This window comes from Mesorhizobium sp. WSM4814, assembly GCF_055811595.1.
Map to the genome: position 1 here is coordinate 52,466 of NZ_JBVVQT010000013.1, position 24,195 is coordinate 76,660.

Below are 24,195 nucleotides of genomic sequence, written 5' to 3' on the forward strand. Positions count from 1 at the left end.
GTCCTCCCGGCAGAATTTTTCTTGGTCAACATGCCCCGGCACAGGCGCGCAAATCATTCGGCTGCTGCCGCGACGGCGTCGTTATCGTTGTGGAATTCCTCGCGATAAGGCTTGGCAGTCGGCGGCAGTTCGCGCTTGAGAAAATAGTCTTCATTGCGCAGCTGGCGCAGGAAGGCAGGCACCATCTCGCGATAGCCGGCCAGGATCGATGGCGTCGGCGCCGGCAGGTCGTGCTTGATTAGCTCATGCAGCCTCGGCAGCGCGTGATAGGGCACCATCGGGAACATGTGGTGCTCGACATGGTAGTTCATGTTCCAGTAGATGAAGCGGCTGATCGGGTTCATGTGGACCGTGCGGCTGTTGAGGCGGTGGTCGATGACATTTTCGGCGAGGCCGCCATGCTGCAGCAGGCCGGTCATGACGTGATGCCAGGCGCCGTAAAGCCTGGGCAGACCGACCAGCATCAAGGGCAGGAACGAGCCGCTATAAAGTGCCAGCGCGATTGTCGCCGCATAGATCGCGGTCCAGATGCGGGCAATGCGGATCGCCTTTGGCTGCTCCTGCTCGGGAATGAAGGTCTTTTCCGCCGGGCTGATGATGCCGGCCGCATTGCGCACCATGTCGCTCATGGCATGCCAGGCATCGACAATGCCGAAGAAATTGAGCACGACGCGCAACAGGTCCGGCGGGCGCATTACCGCGATCTCCGGATCGCGGCCGACGATGATCGTGTCAGTGTGATGCCGCGTATGGCTCCAGCGCCAGGTCACCGGGTTGCGCATGATCATGAAGCAGGCGATCTGATAGACCGCATCATTCATCCACTGCGTCCTGAAGGCGGTGCCGTGGCCGCATTCGTGCCAGCGTGAATCGGTGGAAGAGCCGTAGAGCACGCCATAGACGAAGAAGAACGGCACGCACCACCATGTGCCCCAGAACCAGGCGCCGCCGGCGCCGCTCAGGACCAGGGCGGAGAGCCAGATGATGGTGTCGCGGATCGCCGGCCCATCGGAGCGCTGCATCAGCTCCTTCATCTGCTTGCGGGGCACGTCGGTATGATACCATTCGGCCGCCGCCAGCCCGGTCTCGACGGCGCGTTTCGCGTCGCGGCCGAGCAGGCTGTAGTCTCGCCGGGACGGCATTGCGGATAGTGTCGCTTCCATTGAGGCTGCCTCCGTCGGCATCCGTCGAAACGGGTGCCTCTGCCACAGGTGCTTATGCCCTAAAATAACGCCAAGCCGTGATAGGCTCAACATCATGAAGATAGTTTCTATCATTTCCCATCAGAATGATGTATAGCCTATGACAGGCAATCAGGCAGGAAGCGTATGGCAAAACGGCCGACCATCACCGATCTGGCGCGTATTTCGGGGGTCAGCGTCGCCACTGTCGATCGGGTGCTGAACAATCGCCTGCCGGTGCGCGAGGAAACCGCGCGCCGCGTCTATGAGGCCGCCACCAGCATCGGCTACCACGCCGCCGGGCTGATCAAGCAGCGGATGCGCCAGGAACTGCCGGAATACCGGCTCGGCTTTCTGCTGCTGAGGGGCAATGATGTTTTCTACAGCGATTTCGCCCGGGAGATCGAACTGGCTGTTTCGCAGTCGCAGCGCTTCCGCGGCGTCGCAACCATCGATTTCGCCAGTTCGCTGGCCCCGGACGAGATCGCCGCGCAGATGCGCAAGCTGGCGGCGAAATCCAGGGCAGTCGCCCTTGTCGGTCCGGACCATCCAACGCTGACGGCGGCCGTCGAGACCCTGAAGGCGAGGGGGCAACCCGTCTTCTCCCTGCTATCCGACTTTGCAGCCGGCATCCGCGAGGGCTATGTCGGCCTCGACAACCGCAAGGTCGGTCGTACCGCGGCCTGGATGATCGCCAGAGCGGCGAGGAAGCCCGGCAAGGTCGCCCTTTTCGTCGGCAGCCATCGCTTCCATGGCCATGAGCTGCGCGAGATCGGCTTCAGATCGTTTTTCCGCGAGCATGCGCCGGAATTCACCGTGATGGAGACGCTGGTCAACCTGGAAGCCAACCAGGTGACCCATGATGCAATGATCGATCTTCTGGCGCGGTACCCGGATCTGGCCGGCTGCTATGTCGCTGGCGGCGGCATGGAAGGCGCGGTTTCCGCGCTACGGGCGGCCAAGCCGGCAAACATGCCAGTGGTCGTCTGCAACGAGATCAACGCCGAATCGCGCGCGGCGCTCGCCGACAACATCCTGACCATGGTGATTTCGACGCCGCTGGCAGCACTATGCCGCGAACTTGTCGGGCTGATGGTGCATGCCATCGAGGCAGGCGCCGCCAATGCGCCGGGCCAGACCTTCCTGCCCTTCGACATCTATCTGCCGGAAAACATCTAGGCTCGGGCAGAACATCTGGGCTCAGCCAAGACATCCTGTTTAGATCGGGGCGTCGGCAGTGATGTGAACCATCAGCCTGATGGATTCTTGCAGAAGGTTTGCCGGCCCTCAGCCGCGTTGTCCGAAAAATCCGGCAGCCGCTTTCGGATTCTCCTTGACGCCCGCCCGAAGAATGGAATAAATATTTCACCCACTAGGTATTTTGGTTCTTTCGTTCCGGACATGCGTTTCAACGGAGGGCTTGGCCTCCCCAGCCAACGCGGAAATCGCCATCGGAAACGGAGAAGCAATCGGGAGAGATTCCCGGGGAGATCGGGGATTCCGGGTAGATCGGTGCAGCCGGACACCAATTCTGTGGAGGAGAAATAGAATGAAAAAGCTGCTGTTGGGCGCCGCATTCCTGGCGCTGATGAGCTCGTCCGCCCTCGCTGCCAAAATCGGCGTGTCGATGGCGCTGTTCGACGACAATTTTCTCACCGTGCTGCGCAACGGCATGATCGAGCAGGCCAAAGGCATGGAAGGCGTCGAACTGCAGGTCGAGGACGCGCAGAACGACGTCGCCAAGCAACTCGACCAGATCAAGAACTTCGTCGCCTCGGGCGTCGACGCGATTGTCGTCAATCCAGTCGACACCTCGGCCACCCAGGCAATGTCGGATGCCGCCGCTGCGGCCAACGTTCCGCTGGTCTATGTCAACCGCGAGCCGGTCAATGTCGACACGCTGCCGGACAACCAGGCTTTCGTTGCCTCGAACGAGGTTGAGTCAGGCACTCTCGAGACCCAGGAAGTCTGCCGCCTGTTCAAAGAAGCCGGCAAGACCGAGGCCAATGTCTACGTGATCATGGGCGAACTGTCGAACCAGGCCGCGGTGCAGCGCACCAAGGACATTGACGATGTGATCGCCACTCCCGAATGCAGCTTCATCAAGATCATCGACAAGCAGACGTCGAACTGGAAACGCGAGGAAGCACAGAACCTGATGACCAACTGGCTGTCGACCGGCGCGCCGTTCGATGGCGTGATCGCCAACAATGACGAGAGCGCCATCGGCGCCATCCAGGCCATGAAAGCTGCCAACATCGACATGAAGTCGGTTGTCGTCGGCGGCGTGGACGCCACCCAGGACGCGCTTGCCGCGATGCAGGCGGGCGATCTCGACGTCACCGTGTTCCAGGACGCGGCCGGCCAAGGCGCCGGGGCGCTGGACGCGGCGCTCAAGCTTTCCAAGGGCGAGGCGGTCGAGCAGAAGGTCTATATCCCCTTCCAGCTGGTCACGCCGGCAAACATCGACAAGTTCCTGCAGAAGAACTGAGGCAGAGGACCGTTTTTCGATAGGGAGCGGCGGCAGAGCATCGGACCGTTTTGAGAATCCGATGTTGGAAAAACAAAAAACGCCGCTCCTCTTTCCCCTCGTCGCCGAAACAGGCCGCGGGAGGGCGACTACGGCTGATGGAGGAAGCAAGAGTTGACACAGACAACCCATGGCGTCGGCGGACTGAGCTATGATGCGAAAAAGCGGACATGGCCTGCCGAATTCAACGTTTTCCTGGCGCTCATCATCCTGGTCGGCGCCTTCGAGCTGATAGGCCGCGTCTTTCTTGGCGACAGCTTCCTGTTCAACACCCGCGCCAATGTCGATACGATCTTCAACGAGGCGCGCCTGCAGATCATCATCCTGCAGGTGTCGATCGTCGGCATCATCGCCATCGGCGTGACGCAGGTGATCATTTCCGGCGGCATCGACCTCTCCTCTGGTTCGATCGTCGGCGCCACGGCGATGATCGCCATGAGCTTCGCCCAGGTGGCGACGGTCAACGGCAACCCGAACCCCAAGGCGATGTTCATCGAGCAGGGCTGGACCGACCTGCCGGTGATCGTGCCGGTGCTTGTCGCGATCGGCTGCGGCCTGCTGGCGGGCCTGATCAACGGCACGCTGGTCGCCTACACCCGCATTCCGCCGTTCATCGCCACGCTCGGCATGATGGTCACCGCGCGCGGCGTCGCCAAATGGTGGTCCAAGGGGCAGCCGATCTCGTTTCCCACCGAGAGTTTCGCCGCCATCGGCAAGGGGCTGATGCCGGTCATCATCTTCATATCGCTGGCGATTTTGTTCCAGCTGATCCTGTCATACACCAGATACGGCAAGCACTGTTATGCCATCGGCTCCAACGAGGACGCCGCGCGCATGTCCGGCATAAATGTCAAGAACCACAAGATCCTCGTCTTCGTCATTGCCGGCATCCTCGCCGCGCTGGCCGCCGTGGTGCTGAGCTCCAAGAACCTCACTGCTCAGGCCGGCATGGGCGTGATGTACGAACTGGACGCGATCGCCATGGCGGTCATCGGCGGCGTCTCGCTGTCGGGCGGGCGCGGCTCGATCATCGGCACGGTGATCGGTGCGCTGATCTTCGGCGTCATCATCTCCGGCTTCACCTTCCTGCGCCTCGACGCCTACTACCAGGAGATGGTCAAGGGCGTGATTATCATCGGCGCAGTCGTTCTCGACCAGTGGCGCCAGCGCCTGCGGGCAATGAGGGCTTGACCATGTCAGACATCGTCCTGAAGACCGAAAACCTGACCAAATACTATGGCGGCGTGCATGCGCTCGAAAGCGCCAATTTCGAACTGCGCAAGGGCGAGCATGTCGCCATCATGGGTGACAATGGCGCCGGCAAATCGACCTTCGTGCGCCAGATCACCGCCGTCGAGCAGCGCACCAGCGGCAAGATCTGGTTCGACGGCAAGGAAGTCAACTTCGCCGGACCGATCGCGGCGCGCGAGGCGGGCATCGAGACCGTGTTCCAGAACCTGGCGCTTGCCGACGATCTCGACGTGCCGTCGAACCTGTTTCTCGGCCGCGAAAAGGTGCTGTTCAATCTCGGGCCTTTCTCGATCCTCGATCGCAAGTTCATGCGCAAGGCGACCGAGGCAGCGCTGATCCGCACGGCGGTGAAGATTCCCAATCTTTCCAACACCATCCGCCACATGTCGGGCGGCCAGCGCCAGTGCGTGGCAATCGCCAGAACCGCGACTTTCGCGTCCAAGCTCATCATCATGGATGAGCCGACGGCAGCGCTTGGTGTGCAGGAGACGATGCAGGTCGAAAACATCATCCGCACGCTGAAGGCCAATGGCGAGCCGCTGATCCTGATCAGCCACAACATGCGACAGGTGTTCGACCTTTGCGACCGCATCGTCGTGTTCAGGCGCGGCCGCATCGTCGCCAACCTGCGCAAGCAGGACACCGACGGCAACGACATCGTCTCCTACATTACCGGCTCCAAGACCGGGGAGGCGGAACTTGCGGCTTAGGGCGGATGCGCGGCGGGTCATCGGCCCGTCGCCGATCAGCTGCAATAAGAAAATCTACTGCGCCTTGTCCTGAACGGTGCAGTAAAGACGCACTTCCATTTCGAACCATCCCAAAGGAAATTTCCATGTCTCTCCGCTTCGCTCTTCTCGGCGCCGGCCGCATCGGCAAGGTCCACGCCCGCGCCGTGGGTTCCAATCCACAGGCCAGGCTGGTCGCAGTTGCCGATGCATTCGAGAAGGCGGCGACCGATCTGGCGTCGGCCTATGGCGCGGAAGTGCGCAGCATCGAGGCCATCGAAAAAGCCGGGGATATCGATGCGGTCATCATCTGCACGCCGACCGACACCCATGCCGATCTGATCGAGCGGTTCGCCAAGGCCGGCAAGGCGATCTTCTGCGAGAAGCCGATCGACCTTGACGCCGGCCGAGTGGAAGAATGCCTGGCCGTGGTCGACAAGGCCGGCGCCACTTTGATGGTCGGCTTCAACCGCCGCTTCGATCCGCATTTCGCTGCCGTACGCAAGGCGATCGACGACGGCGCCATCGGCACGGTCGAGATGGTGACCATCACCTCGCGCGATCCCGGCCCGCCGCCGCTCGACTATATCGGCCGCTCGGGCGGCATCTTCCGCGACATGACCATCCATGATTTCGATATGGCGCGCTTCCTGCTCGGCGAGGAGCCGGTGGCGGTCAGCGCCCATGCCTCGGTGCTGGTCGATAAGAAGATCGGCGAGGCCGGCGACTTCGACAGCGTCAGCGTCATCCTCGAAACCGCCTCCGGCAAGCAGTGCATCATCTCCAATTCGCGACGCGCCACTTATGGCTACGATCAGCGCATCGAGGTGCATGGCTCGAAAGGCATGGTAGCGGCCGAAAACCAGCGGCCGGTGTCGATCGAGCTGGCCAATGAAAAGGGCTATACGCGCCCGCCGCTGCACGACTTCTTCATGACCCGCTACCTCGACGCCTATGCCAACGAGATCGCCGCCTTCATTGCGGCGGCGACGTCAGGCAACAAGGCGGCGCCAAGCGGTGCGGACGGGCTGGTCGCGCTGCGGCTGGCGGACGCGGCGCTGAAATCGGCGAGGGAAGGCAAGACCGTCCGCCTCGACAAGACAGTCTGACCATCAAGCACAGGAGCAAGGCGATGAACGGTTCCGCCGGTCGCAATTCAGAAACACGCGCCATCGTCACCGGCGGCGCGCAAGGGATCGGCTTCGCCGTCGCCGAGGTGCTGGCCGACGAGGGCTGCCGCGCCCTGGCGTTGGTCGGCCGTTCCAGGGAGAAGGGCGACAAGGCGGTCGCCGCACTTGCGAAAGACGGCGTCGACGCCATCTTCATCAGCGCCGACGTCTCAGTGGTGGCCGACTGCAAGCGGGTCGTGGAAACGGCGGTCGCTCATTTCGGCTCCGTCAATGCGCTGGTCAACGCCGCCGCCACCTCGGCCCGCGGCTCACTGGTCGAGACCTCCGAGGTTCTTTTTGACCAGATCTTCCAGACCAATGTGCGCGGCCCCTTCTTCCTGATGCAGGGTGTGGTGGCGCATCTGCTCGACCGCAAGGCGCCCGGCTCGATCGTCAATGTGCTGTCGATGTCGGCGCATTGCGGCCAGTCGTTCCTGGCGCCCTACTCGTCGAGCAAGGGCGCACTGGCGACGCTGACCAAGAATGTCGCCAATGCTTATCGCAGCAATCGCATCCGCTGCAACGCCGTGTTGCCCGGCTGGATGGATACCGAGGGCGAGGCGATCGTGCAGAAGAAATGGCACGACGCGCCGGACGACTGGCTGGAAAAGGCCGAGGCAGCGCAGCCGATGGGCCAGTTGGTGAAGCCGGCGCAGCTTGCCCGGCTGATCAGCTATATGATCAGCCCGCAGTCCGGCGTCATGACCGGCTCGCTGGTCGACTACGACCAGACCATTGCAGGGTCTTCGCCGGAATGATCGGTTCGACCAAACTCACCAAGGCACCCGGGCTCTGAAAACCGCTCTCCTTCCCTGTTGCCGCCGTATCGCCATTTCCATATAGTCAAGATGGTCAGAATGGTCACGGAGGTCGAAATGCTGTCTGAGCCCAAAGAGGATAGCAGCTGGACAGTCGCTGGGGCAAAAGCCCGGCTCTCGGAGGTTATCGAGCGTGCGCAGTCTTCGCCGCAGACGATCACCAGAAACGGCAAACCAAGCGTGGTTGTGGTCTCGGTCGAGGAATGGCAGCGAAAGACCGTACGCAAGGGTACGCTTGCGGAGTTCCTGCTGGAGTCGCCGCTGCGCGGCACCGATCTCAACCTTGAGCGTCAGCGCGACGAACCGCGTGATCTGCCGCTGTGAGGCTACTGCTCGATACGAATGTCCTGTCCGAGGTGACAAGGCCGGCGCCGAACGCACGCGTTCTGGACTGGCTGGACGGACTTGATGAGGACCGCTCATTCATCAGCGTCGTGTCGATCGCCGAGATCCGACGCGGCGTCGCCCTCATGGATGAGGGCCGGAAACGCGAGGCATTGGCCCAATGGCTCGCCCAAGACCTGCCGCGGCGTTTCGAACAGCGGGTTCTTCCTGTGGACGAACCGGTTGCCTTGGCCTGGGGAGACCTGATGGGCCTTGCGAAGCGCCGCGGTCGCGGTCTGTCGTCGATGGACGGCCTGATTGCAGCCACCGCGATCGCGCAGGAGCTCACCTTGGCAACGCGCAATACGAATGATTTCGAAGGCTTTGAAATCGAACTCTTCAATCCCTGGACTGCATGAACCGCTTGGCGCAGCATGTTGGGCCTCAAGCGACCCGAGGCAAGGAGGGGTGCGCTTCAGGACGGAGAAGACCTGTTCCCCAATCTCGCCTGGATGCGTGACAAGCGCCCCGGCTTCGGCTATAGGGCTGGCATGATCCACCTGACCGCCTCGTTCTGGTACTTTAGCTATGGCAGCTCGCTGGCGGCGGGAGGATTGCGCTCGATCTGAAGATTGCAGCAACAACATCCGAACAGCCGCCAGACCTGGCGGCTTTTTTGTTTCAGCCGGCAGGTCTCCCAACCAGGAGCAGAAAGCCGTGTTGACCACCACAGATGATCTTCGGGTCAAGGAAATCCGAGAGCTGAGTACGCCGGACGACGTGATGCGGGAGATACCACGCACGCTGACGGCGACGCGCACCGTGACCGCGTCGCGCAACGCTATCCACGCCGTGCTGACCGGCGCTGACGATCGGCTGGTCGTCGTCGCCGGCCCCTGTTCGATCCACGATCCGGCCGCTGCCGTGGACTATGCCAGCCGCCTGGCATCGCTGCGCGAGAGCCTGTCGGACCGGCTGGAGATCGTGATGCGCGTCTATTTCGAGAAACCGCGCACGACGGTCGGCTGGAAGGGCCTGATCAACGATCCCGACCTGGACGGCAGCTTCGACATCGACAAGGGCCTGCGGATGGCCCGCAACGTGCTCTCCGCCGTCAACAATCTCGGCCTGCCGGCGGCGACCGAATTCCTCGACATGGCCACGCCGCAATACATTGCCGACCTCGTCGCCTGGGGCGCGATCGGTGCGCGCACGACAGAGAGCCAGATCCATCGCGAACTCGCATCCGGCTTGTCCTGCCCGGTCGGCTTCAAGAACGGCACCGACGGCAATTTGCGGATCGCCGCCGAGGCGGTGAAGTCCGCCGCCCAGCCGCACCATTTCATGGCCGTGACGAAGGGCGGGCGCAGCGCCATCGCGACGACCACCGGCAACGAGGACTGCCACGTCATCCTGCGCGGCGGCATTGTGCCGAATTATGACGCAACGAGCATAGCTGCCGCCTGCGCGGAACTCGGCCGGATCGGCGTAGCACCACGGCTGATGATCGACGTCAGCCACGCCAACAGCAACAAGAAGCCGGAGAACCAGCCGATGGTGGCGGCCGAAGTCGCCGGCCAGGTCGCGGCAGGCGACGAACGCATCATCGGCGTCATGATCGAGAGCAACCTCGTCGCCGGCCGGCAGGAGGTCATGCCCGGCAAACCGCTCGTCTATGGCCAGAGCATCACCGACGGCTGCATCGACTGGACAACCACCGAGACGGTGCTGCACGGCCTTGCCGACGCCGTCGAGCGGCGCCGGTCGGCGCGACGCGCCCTGATCGCCAGCCGTCCGGGCGCCGCCTGAAGCGGCTGGCACGGAATTTTGCCGTTGCTACCGTGCTGCTTGGCTTTGAAAGGCCGGCGCCGCCCCTCATGGCGGCGTCAATATCGACAATTGGCCCTCTCCAACACAAGCTCTCCCTTGCTCTGGCATGGGCGGCGTCGAGGCTCTGATTGCGGGTCGCTAGCGCACCGCGATCCAGCGCTGTTCCTCGAACGAGCGCGCCATGGCATGCACCGTGCGCTCGATCTCGAGGCCTTCGTCGAAATCGATGATCCGCGCCGGCTTGCCGGCCAGCCGCGTCAAAAGCTCGCGGCACTCGATGATCTTGAGGTCGTTGAAGCCGAGGCCGTGGCCGGGCGCCGGCAGGAAGGCGTCGTAGGGCTTGTGGTGCGGCGCCACCAGGATGGTGCGATAGCCTTGCTCGGTCGGGCGGTCGGCTGTCAGGTAAAGCTGGAACTCGTTCATCCGCTCCTGGTCGTACAGGATCGAGCCCTTCGAGCCGAAGATCTGAATGGCGATCCGGCCCTTGCGGCCCCAAGCCGAACGGTTGACCAGCAGCGTGCCGGCAATGCCGTTTTCGAGATGCATCAGCACGCTGGCGATGTCGTAGGTCTCGACCGCGCGACGCCCGCCTGATGCGACGCGGCGATCGGGATAGGGTTTTGCCATGTCGCACATGACGCGGGCGACGCGGCCGAACAGCACCGAGACCAGCGACAACGGATGCACGGCGAAATCGTCGAGCGCGCCGTAACCGGACGCCGTCTCGTGCTTCCAGAAGAACAGCGCCTCCGGGTCGGCCATGAAATCCTCGTCCATCTCGATGCGCAGATGATTGATTTCACCGATGATCTTCTCGTCGAGCAGCGCACCGATATGGCGGATCGCCGGATTCTGGATGTAGTTGTAGCCGAGCGCGGCCACCTTGCCGGATTTTTTGGTCGCCGCCGCCATGGCTTGCGCCTCGGCAAAACTCGGCGCCATCGGTTTTTCGCACCACAGATGCTTGCCGGCTTCGAGGATGGCGATGGCCATCTCCGGGTGGAACTGGTTCGGCGTGGTCAGCGAGACGATATCGACGCCCGGGTCATCGACGACGGCGCGCCAGTCGCCGGAGCCCTTGGCGAAGCCGAACTCGGTCGCCCGGCGCTTGGCAAGGTCGTCATCGACCTCGCCGAGATGGACCAGCCTTGGCTTGGCCACGTCGGGAAAGACGGTGCCGACCGCGTTCCAGGCGATGGCGTGGCACTTGCCCATGAACCCCGTGCCGATAAGACCGACTCCGACCATTTCCTTGTCTCCACTGCCAGAAAGGTTGCGTGGATGAATTAGTCCATTTTTTCCAGAAATGGAACGCATGGCTCATTTTTTATGGCCTTCTTGCACAGGCTCGCTATGATGGGGCATCACACGGCATCGACTGATGGACCTGGGCGGAGCGACGATGGACGAACGGGTGCCCCGCGATTTCGAGACGCTGCGTACGACGATCCTGGAACGGCGCCAGAGCCTGCCCAAGCGCATCGCGCAGATCGCCGCCTATGCGCTCGACAATCCCGACGATATTGCCTTCGGCACCGCCGCCAGCATCGCCGCCTCCGCCGGCGTCCAGCCTTCGACCTTGATCCGCTTCGCCCAGCAGCTCGGCTTCGACGGCTTCACCAGCCTGCAACTGGTGTTTCGCGAGCGCCTGCGCGAGCGCAATTCGTCTTATGATGAAAGGCTCGCGGCATTGCGCGCCAAGGCCGAGGAAGGCGCCGGTCACCGGGCGATTTTCGACGGCTTCGTCGCCGCGGCGAGTACCTCGCTCAACGATATTTCAGGCAGGTTGAACGAAGACCATTTCGAAGCTGCCATCGCCTTGCTGGCGAAGGCGGAGACGATTTATGTGCTGGCCAAGCGCCGCTCCTATCCGGTCGCCTCCTACATCGCCTATGCGCTGGGCAAGCTCAAGATCCGCAACCAGCTGATCGAATCAGCCGCCGGCCTCAACGCCGAGATGATCAGCTTTGCTTCGCCCAGGGATGCCGTCATCGCCATCAGTTTCTCGCCCTATGCCCCGGCGGCCATCGAGGAGGCGCGCGTTATCTCGGAGCAAGGCGTTCCGATCGTAGCGATCACCGACAGTTCCTTTTCCCCGCTCGCCCAGTTCGCCAAAGTCTGGTTCGAGGTCGCCGAGGCCGATTTCGCCGGCTTCCGCTCGCTGTCGGCGACGATGGCGCTGGCCATGGCGCTGACCGTTGCGGTTGGCGAAAAGCGGCGCGACTCCGGCGGGAAGCGCAGGGCCTGACAGGCTACTTTTCAGCAAAGGAACGCGCGTTCCATATTGACTATCGATTGGAATTATTATTTCATATTGCCGGCGCCACGCTGCCGCTCGCGCGTGTTACCCAAGACAACAAGGCTGATGGGAGGTTCGAATGAGCGAAGCCGTGGACGCGAAACATGCGCCGCTCGACGTCATCACCATCGGCCGCGCCTCGGTCGATCTTTATGGCCAGCAGATCGGCTCGCGCCTGGAGGACATCACCTCCTTTGCCAAGTCGGTCGGCGGCTGTCCGGCCAACATTTCGGTCGGCACGGCGAGGCTCGGCCTGCGCTCGGCGCTGCTCACCCGCGTCGGCGACGAGCAGATGGGCCGCTTCATCCGCGAGCAGTTGACGCGCGAAGGGGTTTCGGTTGACGGCCTCAGGACCGATCCGGACCGGCTGACCGCGCTGGTGCTGCTGTCTGTCGAGGACGAGGGCGTGTCGCCGATGATCTTCTATCGCACCGACTGCGCCGACATGGCGCTTTCGGAAGACGACATCGATGAGACGTTCATCGCTTCGGCACGCGCGATCGTCGTCACCGGCACGCATTTTTCGCGGCCCAACAGCGACGCCGCGCAGCGCAAGGCGATCCGTGCCATCAAGGCCACGGGCGGCAAAGTGGTGTTCGACATCGACTATCGCCCTAATCTGTGGGGCCTTGCCGGCCATGCCGAAGGCTTTGAGCGCTATGTGAAATCCGACCGGGTCTCCGCCCAGCTGAAGACAGTGCTGCCCGACTGCGACCTGATCGTCGGCACCGAAGAAGAGATCATGATCGCCTCCGGTGCCGATGATTGCCTGAGCGCGTTGAAGACGATCCGCTCGCTGTCCAAGGCCACGATCGTCTTGAAGCGCGGCGCCATGGGCTGCATCGTCTATGACGGGCCGATCAGCGACGACCTCGAGGACGGGATCGTTGGCAAGGGTTTTCCGATCGAGGTCTACAATGTGCTCGGCGCCGGCGATGCCTTCATGTCGGGTTTTTTGCGCGGCTGGCTCGGCGGCGAAAGCCTGGAGACGGCAGCGACCTGGGCCAACGCCTGCGGCGCCTTCGCCGTGTCGCGGCTGCTCTGCGCGCCGGAATACCCGACCTTCGAGGAATTGCAGTTCTTCCTGAAGAACGGCAGCAGGCACCTGGCGCTGCGCAAGGACGAGGCGATCAACCATATCCATTGGGCGACGACGCGCCGGCGCGACATTCCCTCGCTGATGGCGCTGGCCTGCGATCACCGCATCCAGCTTGACGATGTCGCCGCGAAGGCAGGCGCCGACCCGTCGCGCATCCATGATTTCAAGGTGCTGACGGTCAAGGCGGCGGCAAAGGTTGCCGCCGGCCGCGCCGGCTATGGCATGCTGCTCGACGAAAAATACGGCCGCGAGGCGATGTTCGAATTCGCCCGCCATCCTTTCGCCTGGCTTGGCCGGCCAGTCGAATTGCCTGGATCGCGGCCGCTTCGTTTCGAATTCTCGCAGGATATCGGCTCGCAACTGATCGAGTGGCCGGTCGACCATTGCATCAAGTGCCTGTGCTTCTACCACCCCGACGACCCGGAGGCGCTGAAGACCGAGCAGCAGCAGAAGCTCAAAAGCCTGTTCGGGGCCGCGCGGAAAGTTGGCAGAGAACTTCTCATCGAAATCATCGCCGGCAAGCACGGCGAGCTCGACGACACGACGATCCCGCGGGCGCTGGAGGAACTCTATGCGCTTGATATCAAGCCCGACTGGTGGAAGCTTGAACCGCAGGCCTCAGCCGGGGCGTGGGCGAAGATCGAAGCGGTGATCCTGAAGAACGATCCGTGGTGCCGCGGGGTTGTGCTGCTCGGCCTCGAAGCGCCGCAGGACGAGCTGGAAGCGGCCTTTGCCGCCACCGCCGAGGCGCCCATCGTCAAGGGCTTCGCCGTCGGTCGCACCATCTTCATCAACGCGGCCGAACAATGGCTTGCCGGCAAGATGTCGGACGAGGAGGCGGTGGCCGACATGGCGTCGCGCTTCGAGAGGCTGACCGAGGCATGGCTTGCCGCGCGCGGCCGCAAAGCAGCATAAGAAGGCGCGGCACAAGGACTGCGGAGGAAAACAACATGACCAAGACAATCCGCCTGACGATGGCGCAGGCGCTGACCCGCTTTCTCGGCTGCCAGATGACCGAGATCGACGGCAGGAAAATGCCGATCTTCGGCGGCGTCTGGGCGATCTTCGGCCACGGCAATGTCGCCGGCATCGGCGAGGCGCTTTATCAGGTGCGCGACGAATTGCCGACTTTTCGCGCCCACAACGAACAGGCCATGGCGCATGCCGCGATCGCCTATGCCAAGGCCAATTTCCGCCGCCGGTTCATGGCGGCGACCAGTTCGATCGGCCCCGGCGCGCTCAACATGGTGACGGCGGCGGCACTTGCGCATGTAAACCGGTTGCCCGTCCTGTTTCTCCCCGGCGACGTCTTCGCCAATCGTATCCCCGATCCCGTGCTGCAACAGGCAGAGGATTTTTCCGACGGAACGGCGACGGTCAACGACTGCTTCCGGCCGGTGTCGCGCTATTTCGACCGCATCACCCGGCCCGAGCAGATCATCCCGGCGCTCAACCGTGCCATGCAGGTGCTGACCGATCCGGCCGAATGCGGACCGGTGACCTTGGCGCTCTGCCAGGACGTGCAGGCCGAGGCCTTTGATTACCCCGAGAGCTTCTTTGCCGAACGGGTCTGGCATCAGCGCCGGCCGCGTCCGGACCGTGGGGAATTGGCGGCCGCGGTGGCGGCGCTGAAGGCGGCAACAAAGCCATTGGTGATTGCCGGCGGCGGCGTTCTCTATTCGCAGGCTTCCGGCGAACTGGCGAAGCTGGTGCAAGGCGCCGGCATCCCGGTCTGCGAGACGCAGGGCGGCAAATCCTCGCTGCCGGACGATCATCCGCTCAACATGGCGGCGGTCGGCGTCACCGGCACTTTGGCGGCCAACCGGCTGGCTGAAGAAGCCGATGTCGTGCTCGCCGTCGGCACCAGGCTGCAGGATTTCACCACCGGCTCGTGGGCGCTGTTCAAGAATTCCGGCAAGACCATCATCGGGCTGAACGTCCAGCCTTTCGATGCGGGCAAGCACCAGGCGCTGCCGCTGGTAGCCGATGCGGCGGAAGGGCTGGCCGAACTCGGCGCGGCGCTGAACGGCTGGCAGGCGCCGGCTGCCTGGACCGACAATGCGGCCAGGGGGAAGAAAGAATGGCAGGCCGAAGCCGGCAAGGTAACGGCCTCGACCAATGCCGCCTACCCATCCGACGCGCAGGTGATCGGCGCCGTCCAGCGCGCCATGGGCTCGGGCGTGATATTGCTTCATGCCGCCGGCGGCCTGCCCGGCGAGTTGCACAAGCTCTGGCAGGCCGGCGCGCCCGGCTCCTACCACGCCGAATACGGCTTCTCGACCATGGGCTACGAGATCGCTGGCGGGCTCGGCGTCAAGATGGCCAAGCCTGACGAGGAGATCGTCGTCATGATCGGCGACGGCTCCTATCTGATGCTCAATTCCGAGATCGCAACCTCGGTCATGCTCGGCCTCAAGCTGACCATCGTGCTGCTCGACAACAGGGGCTACGGCTGCATCAACCGGTTGCAGATGGCAACCGGCGGCGCCAACTTCAACAATCTGCTGAAGGACGCCCGCCACGAGATTATGCCCGACATCGACTTCGCGGCGCATGCGGCAAGCCTCGGCGCCATCGCCGAGAAAGTTTCGTCGATCGCCGGGTTGGAAACGGCGCTGGCAAAAGCGAAAGACAATAGCAAGACGACGGTACTGGTCATCGACACCGACCCACTGGTGTCGACCGATGTCGGCGGCCATTGGTGGGACGTCGCCGTGCCGGAAGTTTCTTCGCGGCCGCAGGTCAACGCCGCACGCAAAGCCTATGAAGAAAAGCGGCGGATGCAGAGTGTTGGTGATTGATGTCGGCGCCGCCCCTCACCCTTACCCTCTCCCCGTAAGGACGGGGAGAGGGGGGTCGCCGGCGTAGGAGCTTGTCCCTTCTTCCCCGTCCTTACGGGGAGAAGGTGCCGGCAGGCGGATGAGGGGCAGCGCCGACGAATGAAAATTGAACGAACTGACATTGGAGTGACGACTTGAAAGCCAAACTGGGCATGTCCCCCATTGCATGGTGGAACGACGATCTTGCGGAACTCAGCGATGACGTGTCGCTGGAGGACTGCTTGGCGCAGTCGCGCTCGGCGGGCTTCACCGGCATGGAAATGGGCCGCCGTTTTCCCAGTGATCCGAAAATCATGCTGCCGATCCTGAAGGAGGCCGACGTGACGCTCTGCGGCGGCTGGTTCTCCGGTACTCTGGTCGACGAAGACATGGCCAGGAACAAGGATCGCATCCAGCCGATGATTGATCTGTTCAAGGCGGTGGACGCGCCCTGCATCGTCTATGGTGAGGTCGGCCGCTCCATCCAGGGTGACCGCTCAAAGCCGCTCGCCACCAAGCCGAGGCTTTCGGACGACGAGATGAAAGCCTATGCGAGGCGCCTCACCCAGTTCGGCGAATGGTGCGCCGATCAAGGCATGCCGCTCTCCTACCACCATCATATGGCGGCGGTCGTCGAAACCGAGCCGGAGCTCGATGCGTTCATGCGGCATTCGGGAGAAGGCATTCCACTGCTGCTCGACGCCGGCCATCTGGCTTTTGCCGGCGGTGACGTGCTGCGCGCCATCGACAACCATCACCGGCGCATCAATCATGTCCATGTCAAGGACGTTCGCATGGAGGTGATCGAAAAACTCGATCGCCAGAAGCAATCCTTCCTCGATGCCGTGGCGCTCGGCGCCTTCACGGTGCCGGGCGACGGGTCGCTGGATTTTGGTGCCATTGTGGAAAGGCTGGCGAACTACGGCTATGAAGGCTGGTTCGTGGTCGAGGCCGAGCAGGACCCCAAGAAGAATCCGCCGCTCAGGATGGCGCAAGTCGGCCACAAGGAATTGATGCGGGTGATGACGGCCGCCGGCTACACGGTTGAAACGCAGGGCTTCCCCAATGCTTGAGCGAGTCTATTCCCGTCGACGGGGTGATCCGATGCGGGGGCTGATCCGATGAAGGATTCAGAGCATCCGTTCTTCCGGCCGCTGTGGCGGCGTATTGCCATCGTCGCGGTCTGCCTGGGCTGGGCCGTGGTCGAGTTTGCCACCGGCGCGCCGTTCTGGGGCACGATCGCGCTCGGCTTCGCCGGCTATGCCGTCTGGCAGTTCTTCTATCTCTACAAGCCGGCCGACAGCGGCAAGGGTTCGGCCGACGCCGAACCAAAGGAGTGAGCCAAGATGTCGAAACTGCTCGTCAAAGCCGATAAGGGCCATGGTCGCGTCGCCCATGTGACACCGCAAAACGCCGGCTGGACCTATGTCGGTTTCGATCTGCATCGATTGCGGCCCGGCGAGACCGTCTCCGGACAAACCGCGAGCCGTGAAGTCTGCCTGGTGTTCGTCACCGGCAAGGGCAAGGCCAAGGCCGGCGGCAACGATCTCGGCCTGCTCGGCGAACGCATGTCGCCCTTCGAAGGCAAGCCGTGGTCGGTCTATGTGCCGCAGGGCTCTGACTGGTCGGTGACTGCCGACACCCGTCTCGAACTCGCGGTCTGCTCGGCGCCAGGGCTTGGCGGCGGCCTGCCGGTTCGCGTCATTGCGCCGAAGGATCTCGGCCAGGAGGTTCGCGGCAAGGGCACCAACACGCGCTATGTCACCAACATCCTGCCGGAAGGCAAGCCGGCCGATTCATTGCTGGTGGTCGAGGTCATCACGCCCGGCGGCCACACGTCGAGCTATCCGCCGCACAAGCATGACCAGGACAATCTACCGGCCGAGTCCTATCTCGAGGAGACCTATTACCACCGCCTCAATCCGCCGCAGGGCTTTGCCTTCCAGCGCGTCTACACCGATGCCGACCGGAACGGGGCTCGTTCGCTCGACGAGGCGATGGCGATCGAGGATGGCGATGTCGTGCTGGTGCCCAAGGGTTATCACCCTTGCGCCGCCTGCCATGGTTACGATCTCTACTACCTCAACGTCATGGCCGGGCCGAAGCGGACGTGGAAATTCCACAACGCGCCCGAGCACGAATGGCTGATGAAGGCCTGAGGCGCTGCCCGTCCGGGTCGCAACTGGCCCAAGGCGAAAAAATCGTCGGCTAATGACCCGCCTGAACAAGTTTGTTATCAGGAGCGATCATCAGCTTCGTCATTTCGTCATGCAAATCGCCTATGGCAGCGGGAGTTGACGAGGACTTTCGATGCGCTACGCTATCTATTTCACCCCCCGGCAGGACGAACCGCTGGCGCGGATCGCCGCCAATTGGCTCGGCCGTGACCCATTCGGCGCTGCCACGAGGCCGGTCGAGGCCGTGGGCGAACTGTCGGCGGCGGAAGTCGCCTTCCATACCGCTTCGGCGCGCCGCTACGGCTTTCATGCGACGCTGAAGGCGCCCTTCCGGCTGGCTTCGAACGAAACGGAAGCCGCGCTTCGCGCGGCACTGGACGATTTCGCCGAAATGACGCCGGTGGTGACGATCCCACGGCTGGTCGTCAGCCAGATCGACGGCTTCTTCGCGCTGGTGCCGGAAGGTCCGCTGCCGGCGCTCAACCGCTTCGCCGACGACGTCGTGCGCGACTTCGACCGTTTTCGCGCGCCGCTGAGCGAGGCTGAGATCGAACGGCGCAGCCCTGACTCGCTGAAGCCGGCTGAATTCCGCAATCTCTGCCAGTGGGGTTACCCCTATGTCTTCGAGACCTTCCGTTTTCATATGACGCTGTCCGGCCGGGCCTCGTCACAGGAAAGCCCTCGTCTTCGCGCAGCAATCGACAGCCTGTTTGCGGGAGTCCTGCAACGGCCGGTGCCGGTGGACGCACTGACCCTGTTTGTCGAAACCGAACCTGGCGCCCCGTTCATGGTGCTCTCCCATCACGCGCTCGGGCGCCGCCCGGCGAGAAAAACCGCCTGAAATACAATTTGTTCAACCGCTTTTGTGCGACGCCAACTCATCCCAATCGGTGATTCAATTGGCTGCAAAAATGCTCCAAGGACTGCCTGAAATGACCGTCGAGACCGTTCTCAACAATGCCCGCATCGTGCTTGCCGACGAGATCGTCGAAGGCTCGATCGTGCTGCGCGACGGCTTGATCGCCGGGATCGATGCCGGCGCCGGCCGGATCGGCGAGGACATGGCCGGCGATTTCATCATTCCCGGGCTGGTCGAGCTTCATACCGACCACCTGGAGGGTCACTACGCGCCGCGGCCGAAGGTGCGCTGGAACCCGATCGCCGCCGTTCTCGCCCACGACGCGCAGGTGGCGACCGCCGGCATCACCACCGTGCTCGATGCCTTGCGCGTCGGCATGGACGACGACGCCGACATGAATTCGGCCGACATGCGCAAGCTGGCCGATGCGATCGAGGACAGCGTCCAGCAGGACCGGCTGCGGGCCGACCATTTCATCCATCTGCGCTGCGAGGTTTCGGCGCCGGATTGCCTCGCAGCCTTCGCGCATTTTGACGGCGATGACAGGATCAAGCTGGCGTCGCTGATGGACCATGCACCGGGACAGCGTCAGTTCGTCGATTTGGAAACCTATGCCTACTACTACCAGCGCAAGCTGAAGCTGACGGACCGCGAATTCCAGCAATTTTGTGAGAAGCGGATGGCGGAGTCGGCGACGAATTCTGGGGCGAACCGCGCCTTCATCGCTGCTGCCTGCCATCAGCGCGGCATCGTGCTGGCCAGCCATGACGACGCCACGACCGGCCATGTCGACGAGGCGATCGAACAAGGCGTCCGCGTCGCCGAATTCCCGACCACCAAAGAGGCCGCAAAAGCTTCGAAGGCGGCAGGGCTCGGGGTGCTGATGGGCGCCCCGAACGTCATGCGCGGCGCCTCGCATTCGGGCAATGTTTCGGCCCGGACACTCGCCGGCGAAGGCCTGCTCGACATATTGTCGTCCGACTACATCCCCTTCAGCCTGATCCAGTCGGCGTTCTTCCTCGGCGACGTTGTCGACGGCATCTCCCTGCCGCAGGCGGTGGCTATGGTTTCGAAGAACCCGGCCGAGGCAGTCGGCCTTGCCGACCGTGGTGTCATCGAGCAGGGCCGGCGCGCCGATCTGGTTCGGGTCCGTCTTGACGATCATGTCCCGGTTGTCCGCACGGTCTGGCGGCAGGGACGTCGGGTCGCGTGATGGCGTCGGCGTCGATCGAGCGTGAATTGTCGGCCGCGGCGTTTCCGATCCGCGACGGGGTGTTCGTCGCTGTCGTCGGGCCGAGCGGCGCCGGCAAGGACACGGTGATCGGCTATGCCCGGTCACTGTTTGCCGACGAGACCCGGCTGGAGTTCGTGCGCCGGGTCATCACCCGGCCGAGCGACACGGCAAGCGAGGATCACGACACGCTGGCCGATGCGGCCTTCGTCGAGGCCGAGGCGGATGGCGCCTTCGCCATCTCGTGGGAGGCGCATGGCTTGCGCTACGGCATCCCGGCTGAAGTCGACCGGTCGGTGGCCAATGGCCGCGTCGCCATCGCCAATGTCTCCCGTGCCATCATCCCGGCGCTGCGCGATCGCTATGCCAATCTGGCTGTCGTCGAGATCACCGCATCGCCGCAGATCCTGGCCGAGCGACTGGCGATGCGCGGCCGCGAGTCACGCGGCGAAGTGCTGGCGCGGCTGGCGCGCAGCGCCAATGTGGCGTTGTCCGGGCCAGACGTCACCTCGATCGACAATAGCGGCCCGCGCGAAGCAGCCGGCGAGCGTTTTGCCGACGTGCTGCGCAAGGCGATGGCCTTCTCCGACATGTCGGGCCTGATCTAGCAGTGAAAATCTAACGGTTGGTACCGGAGTGGCAAGTCCGCCAGGACGAACGAACTCTGCCCCGTCAAATGGCAAGGAGCATCCCACGTCGGTTTGTCGGACGACTTAGGTCATTGTTGCCGTGCGATGGCACGAATTTCCACAATTGCGCCTTCTGTGACAAAGCCCGCTACTTCAATCGCTGTCCACGCCGGAAATGGCTCACGCACGTAGTCAGATCGAACTGCTTTGAAAAGATCGAGATGATCTCGCAGTCCGACGTGATAGGTTGTCATCTCCACAATGGAATTGAAGTCCAGGTTAGCTTTTCGCAAGACAAGACCCAACTTTTCGAACGCATCGCGCATTTGAGTTTCCGGATCTTCCGATAGAGTTCCGTCCGATCGGGCACCCGTGAATCCGGTCAGAAACAAGAACCCATCAACGAGCAGCCCAGGCGACATCCGCCAATCGTCGTAGTATGATTGAAGTTCTGCTGGGACTATCGGCTTGGCTGTCACTGGCAATCTCCAATAGGTTTTGTCATCAGACTACAGGACGTGACCCATTTGCATCGAATACTAAGCGTCAGATTTTCACCACTAGGCAGGTCCTCAAGCAACTACTCCGCTGCGGCACCGGCCGCGCCCTTGCGGGTTGCCTCCAGCATCAGCCGCCGCTCCCGGTACACGCCCCATTGCTGGTCGACCAGCACGCCGATCAAGATCACGCCGCCCATCACCGCGAAATTGAGCGAGGACGGGATGCCGAGCAGGTTGACGAGGTTTTGCAGTTCCTGCAGCAGAACCGTGCCCAGGATCACGCCGATCAGCGAGCCTTCGCCGCCGCGCAGCGAGAAGCCGCCGAGCACGGCTGCGGCAATGGCGTAGAGTTCGTAGAACTGGCCGTGGCTGGCCGGCGAGATCGAGCGCGTGTACATGGCGAAATAGATCGCCGACAACGCCGTCAGCACACCGCAGATGACATAGGCCGCCATGACGACGCGGCCGGTGCGGATGCCGGAATATTTTGCCGCCTCCTCGTTTTTTCCGATGGCATAGAGGTAGCGGCCGAACACCGAACGGTGCAGCACCACCCACATCACGATGGCGATGACGATCAGCGCGATGAAGCTGTTCGGCACGCCATAGGATCGCCCGGCGGTCAGGAATTCGAGCTCCGGAAAGTTCTGCCCGAAGGCAAAGCCCGCCGTGCCGTCGGCTGTGTAGAACCTCGCCACGCCGCGATAGATCAACAGGCCGCACAGCGTCACCACGAAAGGCTGCAATTTGAGCCGCGTGATCAGCCAGCCATGTGCCAGCCCGATGATGCCGCCGAGCACGAGGATCAGCGGGAGCGCGACCGGCCATGCCATGCCGCGCGTGGCAATGAAATCGACAAACAGGACGCCGAGCAGCGCGACCACCGAGCCGACCGACAATTCGATGCCGCCGGTGATGATGACGAAGGCCTGGCCGATCGCCAGGATGCCGAACAGCCCGATCAGGTTCGAGGTGTTGGCGAGGTTGATCGGCAGCAGGAAGCGTGGGTTGATGATCGCCACCACCGCTCCGACCACAAGGATCAGGATCAGCAGGCCAAGATCTTTCTTGCTCATCGTCTTCTCCCAATGCCTGCCTGAGCAGGTTCCGCAAAAGTGTTCCGCGGTTTTGCGGTCAAGAACCTGCGCGAACAAAAACTATTTCGGCTGCTTGCCGACGGCCAGCAACAGCACGTTTTCTTGGCTGAACTGTTCCTTGTCGAGAATGCCCGAGATCTGGCCCTCATGCATGACGGCGATCCGATCGGAGACGCCGATCACCTCCTCCATGTCGCTCGATATCATCAGCACGGCGACGCCGGCATCGGCCAGCGCCCGCATCAGCCCATAGATCTCCGCCTTGGCGCCGATGTCGATGCCGCGCGTCGGCTCGTCGAGGATCATCACCTTGGGGCTCATGGCCAGCCACTTGGCCAGCACCACCTTTTGCTGGTTGCCGCCGGACAGCGTGCCGGTGCGCGTCGCCACCGAGGGCGCCTTGATGCCGAGATTGCGTTTCTGCTTCTCGGCGGTAACGGCTTCGGCGCGGGCGGAGACCAAGGATCGCCGGGCATGCGCCGGTAGATTGGGGAGCGAAATATTCTGGGCAATCGACAGGTCGAGCAGGATGCCGGTCAGCTTGCGATCCTCGGGGACGAGGAAGATCCCGTTGGCCACAGCGTCGGCCGCCGAACCAAGAACCAGATCTTTTCCATCAAGCTGGAGCGCGCCGCCAAGGCTCTTCTCGATGCCGAAAAGCACGCGCGCCAGTTCGGTGCGGCCAGAGCCGACAAGACCCGCCAGGCCAAGGATTTCGCCACGCCTGACGCCGAGATCGACCGGTCGGTCTGGATAGGCGCTGGTGCGAACGGCCTTGGCCGACAGCGCGACGGCGCCGGGTGGGCGGCCTGATTCTGCGGCCTTCTCCCGCTCCTTCAGCATGCGGCCGATCATCAGCTTGACCATCTGGTCGTGGTTGATGGCGTTCTTCGGCAGCGTGCCGGCAAGCATGCCGTCCCTCAGCACGACGACGCGATCGGCAACCCGCTCGACCTCGTGAAGGCGATGCGAGATGAAGATGACGCTGATGCCGTCGGCCTTCAACGCCTTGATGACATCGAGCAGCTTGTCGGTTTCGGCAAGGGGCAGGCTCGACGTCGGCTCGTCGAGGATGACCAGCCGCGCCTCGATCGACAGCGCCTTGGCGATTTCGACCATCTGCTGCTGGGCAAGCGACAGCGCCGATACCGGGGTGTCGGCCGAGAAATTGGCGCCCACACGTTTGAGCAGCGGCGCCGCCAGCATGCGCAGCCTGGTGCGGTCGACAAGCCTGAGCGGACCGGCGCGCAACGGCTCGCGGCCGAAAAAGATGTTGGCGGCAACGTCGAGGTTTTCGAACAGGTTGAGTTCCTGGTGGACGAAGGCGATGCCGGAACCGATGCTAGCCTCGACCGTCAGCCCGTCATGGGCGACGCCGTCGACGGTGATCGTGCCGGTGTCGGGTGTGGTCACGCCGCCGAGGATCTTCATCAGCGTCGACTTGCCGGCACCGTTTTCGCCGACGAGGCCGATAACCTCGCCAGGCCTGACCTCCAGCGAAAACCCGTCCAGCGCGACCACGCCGGGATAGGTCTTGCGCACGGCCTCGAGACTGAGGAACGGGGCAATCGTCGATGCGCCGATGGATGCGTCGGAATAGTTCATCATGCCTGACAGCAGTTGGCGGGCCAGCCTCCCCGCAGATTGACGAGCC

Annotated in this window: 24 protein-coding genes; 19 read left to right on the top strand and 5 right to left on the bottom strand. The window is 63.0% G+C overall.

Annotated elements, in window-relative coordinates; translation table 11 throughout:
* Positions 1-53: 53 nt before the first annotated feature.
* Positions 54-1,163, bottom strand: a complete 1,110-nt coding sequence (locus tag AC0L2V_RS19670) for a fatty acid desaturase family protein (RefSeq protein ID WP_287298818.1) — start codon at positions 1,161-1,163, stop codon at positions 54-56.
* Between the two features lie 165 nt (positions 1,164-1,328).
* Here AC0L2V_RS19670 and AC0L2V_RS19675 point away from each other — a divergent pair, with 165 nt between their 5' ends.
* The 10 genes from AC0L2V_RS19675 (at position 1,329) to AC0L2V_RS19720 (ending at position 9,810) form a co-directional block, all read left to right on the top strand.
* Positions 1,329-2,360, top strand: coding sequence for a LacI family DNA-binding transcriptional regulator (locus AC0L2V_RS19675; RefSeq protein ID WP_473507874.1), 1,032 nt, complete (start codon positions 1,329-1,331; stop codon positions 2,358-2,360).
* Positions 2,361-2,730: 370 nt separating this feature from the next.
* Positions 2,731-3,672, top strand: a complete 942-nt coding sequence (locus tag AC0L2V_RS19680) for a sugar ABC transporter substrate-binding protein (protein ID WP_077374705.1) — start codon at positions 2,731-2,733, stop codon at positions 3,670-3,672.
* A 153-nt stretch (positions 3,673-3,825) separates the two neighbouring features.
* A complete protein-coding gene (locus tag AC0L2V_RS19685) occupies positions 3,826-4,902 on the top strand; it encodes an ABC transporter permease (RefSeq protein WP_128168852.1) in 1,077 nt (358 codons plus the stop codon).
* A gap of 2 nt (positions 4,903-4,904) precedes the next feature.
* Positions 4,905-5,672, top strand: coding sequence for an ATP-binding cassette domain-containing protein (locus AC0L2V_RS19690; RefSeq protein WP_287071025.1), 768 nt, complete (start codon positions 4,905-4,907; stop codon positions 5,670-5,672).
* Positions 5,673-5,797: 125 nt separating this feature from the next.
* Positions 5,798-6,799 (top strand): inositol 2-dehydrogenase, encoded by a 1,002-nt coding sequence (gene iolG / locus AC0L2V_RS19695; protein ID WP_473520951.1) that lies wholly within the window; start codon positions 5,798-5,800, stop codon positions 6,797-6,799.
* 23 nt (positions 6,800-6,822) lie between these two features.
* Positions 6,823-7,617, top strand: coding sequence for an SDR family oxidoreductase (locus AC0L2V_RS19700; RefSeq protein ID WP_473520952.1), 795 nt, complete (start codon positions 6,823-6,825; stop codon positions 7,615-7,617).
* A 99-nt stretch (positions 7,618-7,716) separates the two neighbouring features.
* Entirely contained in the window at positions 7,717-8,001 is a 285-nt protein-coding gene (locus tag AC0L2V_RS19705; protein WP_473492749.1) for a type II toxin-antitoxin system prevent-host-death family antitoxin, read from the top strand.
* On the top strand, positions 7,998-8,420 hold the full coding sequence (locus AC0L2V_RS19710) for a PIN domain-containing protein (protein ID WP_473520953.1): 423 nt from the start codon (positions 7,998-8,000) through the stop codon (positions 8,418-8,420). Before AC0L2V_RS19705 ends, AC0L2V_RS19710 begins: the two co-directional genes overlap by 4 nt.
* Positions 8,421-8,435: 15 nt before the next feature.
* Positions 8,436-8,630, top strand: coding sequence for a hypothetical protein (locus AC0L2V_RS19715; RefSeq protein WP_473520954.1), 195 nt, complete (start codon positions 8,436-8,438; stop codon positions 8,628-8,630).
* Between the two features lie 88 nt (positions 8,631-8,718).
* On the top strand, positions 8,719-9,810 hold the full coding sequence (locus AC0L2V_RS19720) for a 3-deoxy-7-phosphoheptulonate synthase (RefSeq protein ID WP_473520955.1): 1,092 nt from the start codon (positions 8,719-8,721) through the stop codon (positions 9,808-9,810).
* A 159-nt stretch (positions 9,811-9,969) separates the two neighbouring features.
* On the opposite strand, the gene AC0L2V_RS19725 is transcribed toward AC0L2V_RS19720, so the two are convergent.
* Positions 9,970-11,079 carry a Gfo/Idh/MocA family protein gene (locus AC0L2V_RS19725; protein ID WP_473520956.1) on the bottom strand — a complete coding sequence of 370 codons (1,110 nt, stop codon included), beginning with the start codon at positions 11,077-11,079 and terminating at the stop codon, positions 9,970-9,972.
* Between the two features lie 154 nt (positions 11,080-11,233).
* On the opposite strand from AC0L2V_RS19725, the gene AC0L2V_RS19730 reads away from it, so the two are divergent.
* The 9 genes from AC0L2V_RS19730 to phnN all read left to right on the top strand — a co-directional run bounded on the left by AC0L2V_RS19730 (position 11,234) and on the right by phnN (position 20,923).
* On the top strand, positions 11,234-12,079 hold the full coding sequence (locus AC0L2V_RS19730; protein WP_473520957.1) for a MurR/RpiR family transcriptional regulator: 846 nt from the start codon (positions 11,234-11,236) through the stop codon (positions 12,077-12,079).
* 130 nt (positions 12,080-12,209) lie between these two features.
* Positions 12,210-14,144, top strand: a complete 1,935-nt coding sequence (locus AC0L2V_RS19735; protein ID WP_473520958.1) for a bifunctional 5-dehydro-2-deoxygluconokinase/5-dehydro-2-deoxyphosphogluconate aldolase — start codon at positions 12,210-12,212, stop codon at positions 14,142-14,144.
* A 35-nt stretch (positions 14,145-14,179) separates the two neighbouring features.
* Positions 14,180-16,030, top strand: a complete 1,851-nt coding sequence (gene iolD / locus AC0L2V_RS19740; protein ID WP_473520959.1) for a 3D-(3,5/4)-trihydroxycyclohexane-1,2-dione acylhydrolase (decyclizing) — start codon at positions 14,180-14,182, stop codon at positions 16,028-16,030.
* Positions 16,031-16,203: 173 nt separating this feature from the next.
* Positions 16,204-17,121: a myo-inosose-2 dehydratase gene (gene iolE, locus AC0L2V_RS19745; RefSeq protein ID WP_473520960.1), complete on the top strand. Its 918-nt coding sequence runs from the start codon at positions 16,204-16,206 to the stop codon at positions 17,119-17,121.
* 48 nt (positions 17,122-17,169) lie between these two features.
* Positions 17,170-17,388 carry a DUF3329 domain-containing protein gene (locus tag AC0L2V_RS19750; RefSeq protein ID WP_473520961.1) on the top strand — a complete coding sequence of 73 codons (219 nt, stop codon included), beginning with the start codon at positions 17,170-17,172 and terminating at the stop codon, positions 17,386-17,388.
* 6 nt (positions 17,389-17,394) lie between these two features.
* The gene (iolB, locus tag AC0L2V_RS19755) at positions 17,395-18,207 is read left to right on the top strand and encodes a 5-deoxy-glucuronate isomerase (RefSeq protein ID WP_473520962.1); all 813 of its coding nucleotides are present in this window, start codon (positions 17,395-17,397) and stop codon (positions 18,205-18,207) included.
* Between the two features lie 151 nt (positions 18,208-18,358).
* Positions 18,359-19,066, top strand: a complete 708-nt coding sequence (locus AC0L2V_RS19760; protein ID WP_473520963.1) for a DUF1045 domain-containing protein — start codon at positions 18,359-18,361, stop codon at positions 19,064-19,066.
* Between the two features lie 91 nt (positions 19,067-19,157).
* Complete coding sequence (locus AC0L2V_RS19765) at positions 19,158-20,297, top strand: alpha-D-ribose 1-methylphosphonate 5-triphosphate diphosphatase (protein ID WP_473520964.1); 1,140 nt, start codon at positions 19,158-19,160, stop codon at positions 20,295-20,297.
* Complete coding sequence (gene phnN, locus AC0L2V_RS19770; RefSeq protein WP_473520965.1) at positions 20,294-20,923, top strand: phosphonate metabolism protein/1,5-bisphosphokinase (PRPP-forming) PhnN; 630 nt, start codon at positions 20,294-20,296, stop codon at positions 20,921-20,923. Before AC0L2V_RS19765 ends, phnN begins: the two co-directional genes overlap by 4 nt.
* 110 nt (positions 20,924-21,033) lie before the next feature.
* On the opposite strand, the gene AC0L2V_RS19775 is transcribed toward phnN, so the two are convergent.
* The 3 genes from AC0L2V_RS19775 to AC0L2V_RS19785 all read right to left on the bottom strand — a co-directional run bounded on the left by AC0L2V_RS19775 (position 21,034) and on the right by AC0L2V_RS19785 (position 24,146).
* Entirely contained in the window at positions 21,034-21,423 is a 390-nt protein-coding gene (locus AC0L2V_RS19775; protein WP_473520966.1) for a RidA family protein, read from the bottom strand.
* Between the two features lie 101 nt (positions 21,424-21,524).
* The gene (locus AC0L2V_RS19780; protein WP_077374661.1) at positions 21,525-22,520 is read right to left on the bottom strand and encodes an ABC transporter permease; all 996 of its coding nucleotides are present in this window, start codon (positions 22,518-22,520) and stop codon (positions 21,525-21,527) included.
* A gap of 81 nt (positions 22,521-22,601) precedes the next feature.
* Positions 22,602-24,146, bottom strand: coding sequence for a sugar ABC transporter ATP-binding protein (locus AC0L2V_RS19785; RefSeq protein WP_473508070.1), 1,545 nt, complete (start codon positions 24,144-24,146; stop codon positions 22,602-22,604).
* Between the last annotated feature and the right edge of the window lie 49 nt (positions 24,147-24,195).

Bases quoted from the DNA above. Each gene is read 5' to 3' on its own strand.
- AC0L2V_RS19730 (WP_473520957.1), top strand. From the start codon at position 11,234: ATGGACGAACGGGTGCCCCGCGATTTCGAGACGCTGCGTACGACGATC.
- AC0L2V_RS19780 (WP_077374661.1), bottom strand. From the start codon at position 22,520: ATGAGCAAGAAAGATCTTGGCCTGCTGATCCTGATCCTTGTGGTCGGA.
- AC0L2V_RS19680 (WP_077374705.1), top strand. From the start codon at position 2,731: ATGAAAAAGCTGCTGTTGGGCGCCGCATTCCTGGCGCTGATGAGCTCG.
- iolD (WP_473520959.1), top strand. From the start codon at position 14,180: ATGACCAAGACAATCCGCCTGACGATGGCGCAGGCGCTGACCCGCTTT.
- iolB (WP_473520962.1), top strand. From the start codon at position 17,395: ATGTCGAAACTGCTCGTCAAAGCCGATAAGGGCCATGGTCGCGTCGCC.
- AC0L2V_RS19750 (WP_473520961.1), top strand. From the start codon at position 17,170: ATGAAGGATTCAGAGCATCCGTTCTTCCGGCCGCTGTGGCGGCGTATT.
- AC0L2V_RS19735 (WP_473520958.1), top strand. From the start codon at position 12,210: ATGAGCGAAGCCGTGGACGCGAAACATGCGCCGCTCGACGTCATCACC.
- AC0L2V_RS19705 (WP_473492749.1), top strand. From the start codon at position 7,717: ATGGTCACGGAGGTCGAAATGCTGTCTGAGCCCAAAGAGGATAGCAGC.
- AC0L2V_RS19675 (WP_473507874.1), top strand. From the start codon at position 1,329: ATGGCAAAACGGCCGACCATCACCGATCTGGCGCGTATTTCGGGGGTC.
- AC0L2V_RS19715 (WP_473520954.1), top strand. From the start codon at position 8,436: ATGTTGGGCCTCAAGCGACCCGAGGCAAGGAGGGGTGCGCTTCAGGAC.
- AC0L2V_RS19700 (WP_473520952.1), top strand. From the start codon at position 6,823: ATGAACGGTTCCGCCGGTCGCAATTCAGAAACACGCGCCATCGTCACC.
- iolG (WP_473520951.1), top strand. From the start codon at position 5,798: ATGTCTCTCCGCTTCGCTCTTCTCGGCGCCGGCCGCATCGGCAAGGTC.
- AC0L2V_RS19670 (WP_287298818.1), bottom strand. From the start codon at position 1,163: ATGGAAGCGACACTATCCGCAATGCCGTCCCGGCGAGACTACAGCCTG.
- AC0L2V_RS19765 (WP_473520964.1), top strand. From the start codon at position 19,158: ATGACCGTCGAGACCGTTCTCAACAATGCCCGCATCGTGCTTGCCGAC.
- AC0L2V_RS19690 (WP_287071025.1), top strand. From the start codon at position 4,905: ATGTCAGACATCGTCCTGAAGACCGAAAACCTGACCAAATACTATGGC.
- AC0L2V_RS19785 (WP_473508070.1), bottom strand. From the start codon at position 24,146: ATGAACTATTCCGACGCATCCATCGGCGCATCGACGATTGCCCCGTTC.
- AC0L2V_RS19760 (WP_473520963.1), top strand. From the start codon at position 18,359: ATGCGCTACGCTATCTATTTCACCCCCCGGCAGGACGAACCGCTGGCG.
- AC0L2V_RS19725 (WP_473520956.1), bottom strand. From the start codon at position 11,079: ATGGTCGGAGTCGGTCTTATCGGCACGGGGTTCATGGGCAAGTGCCAC.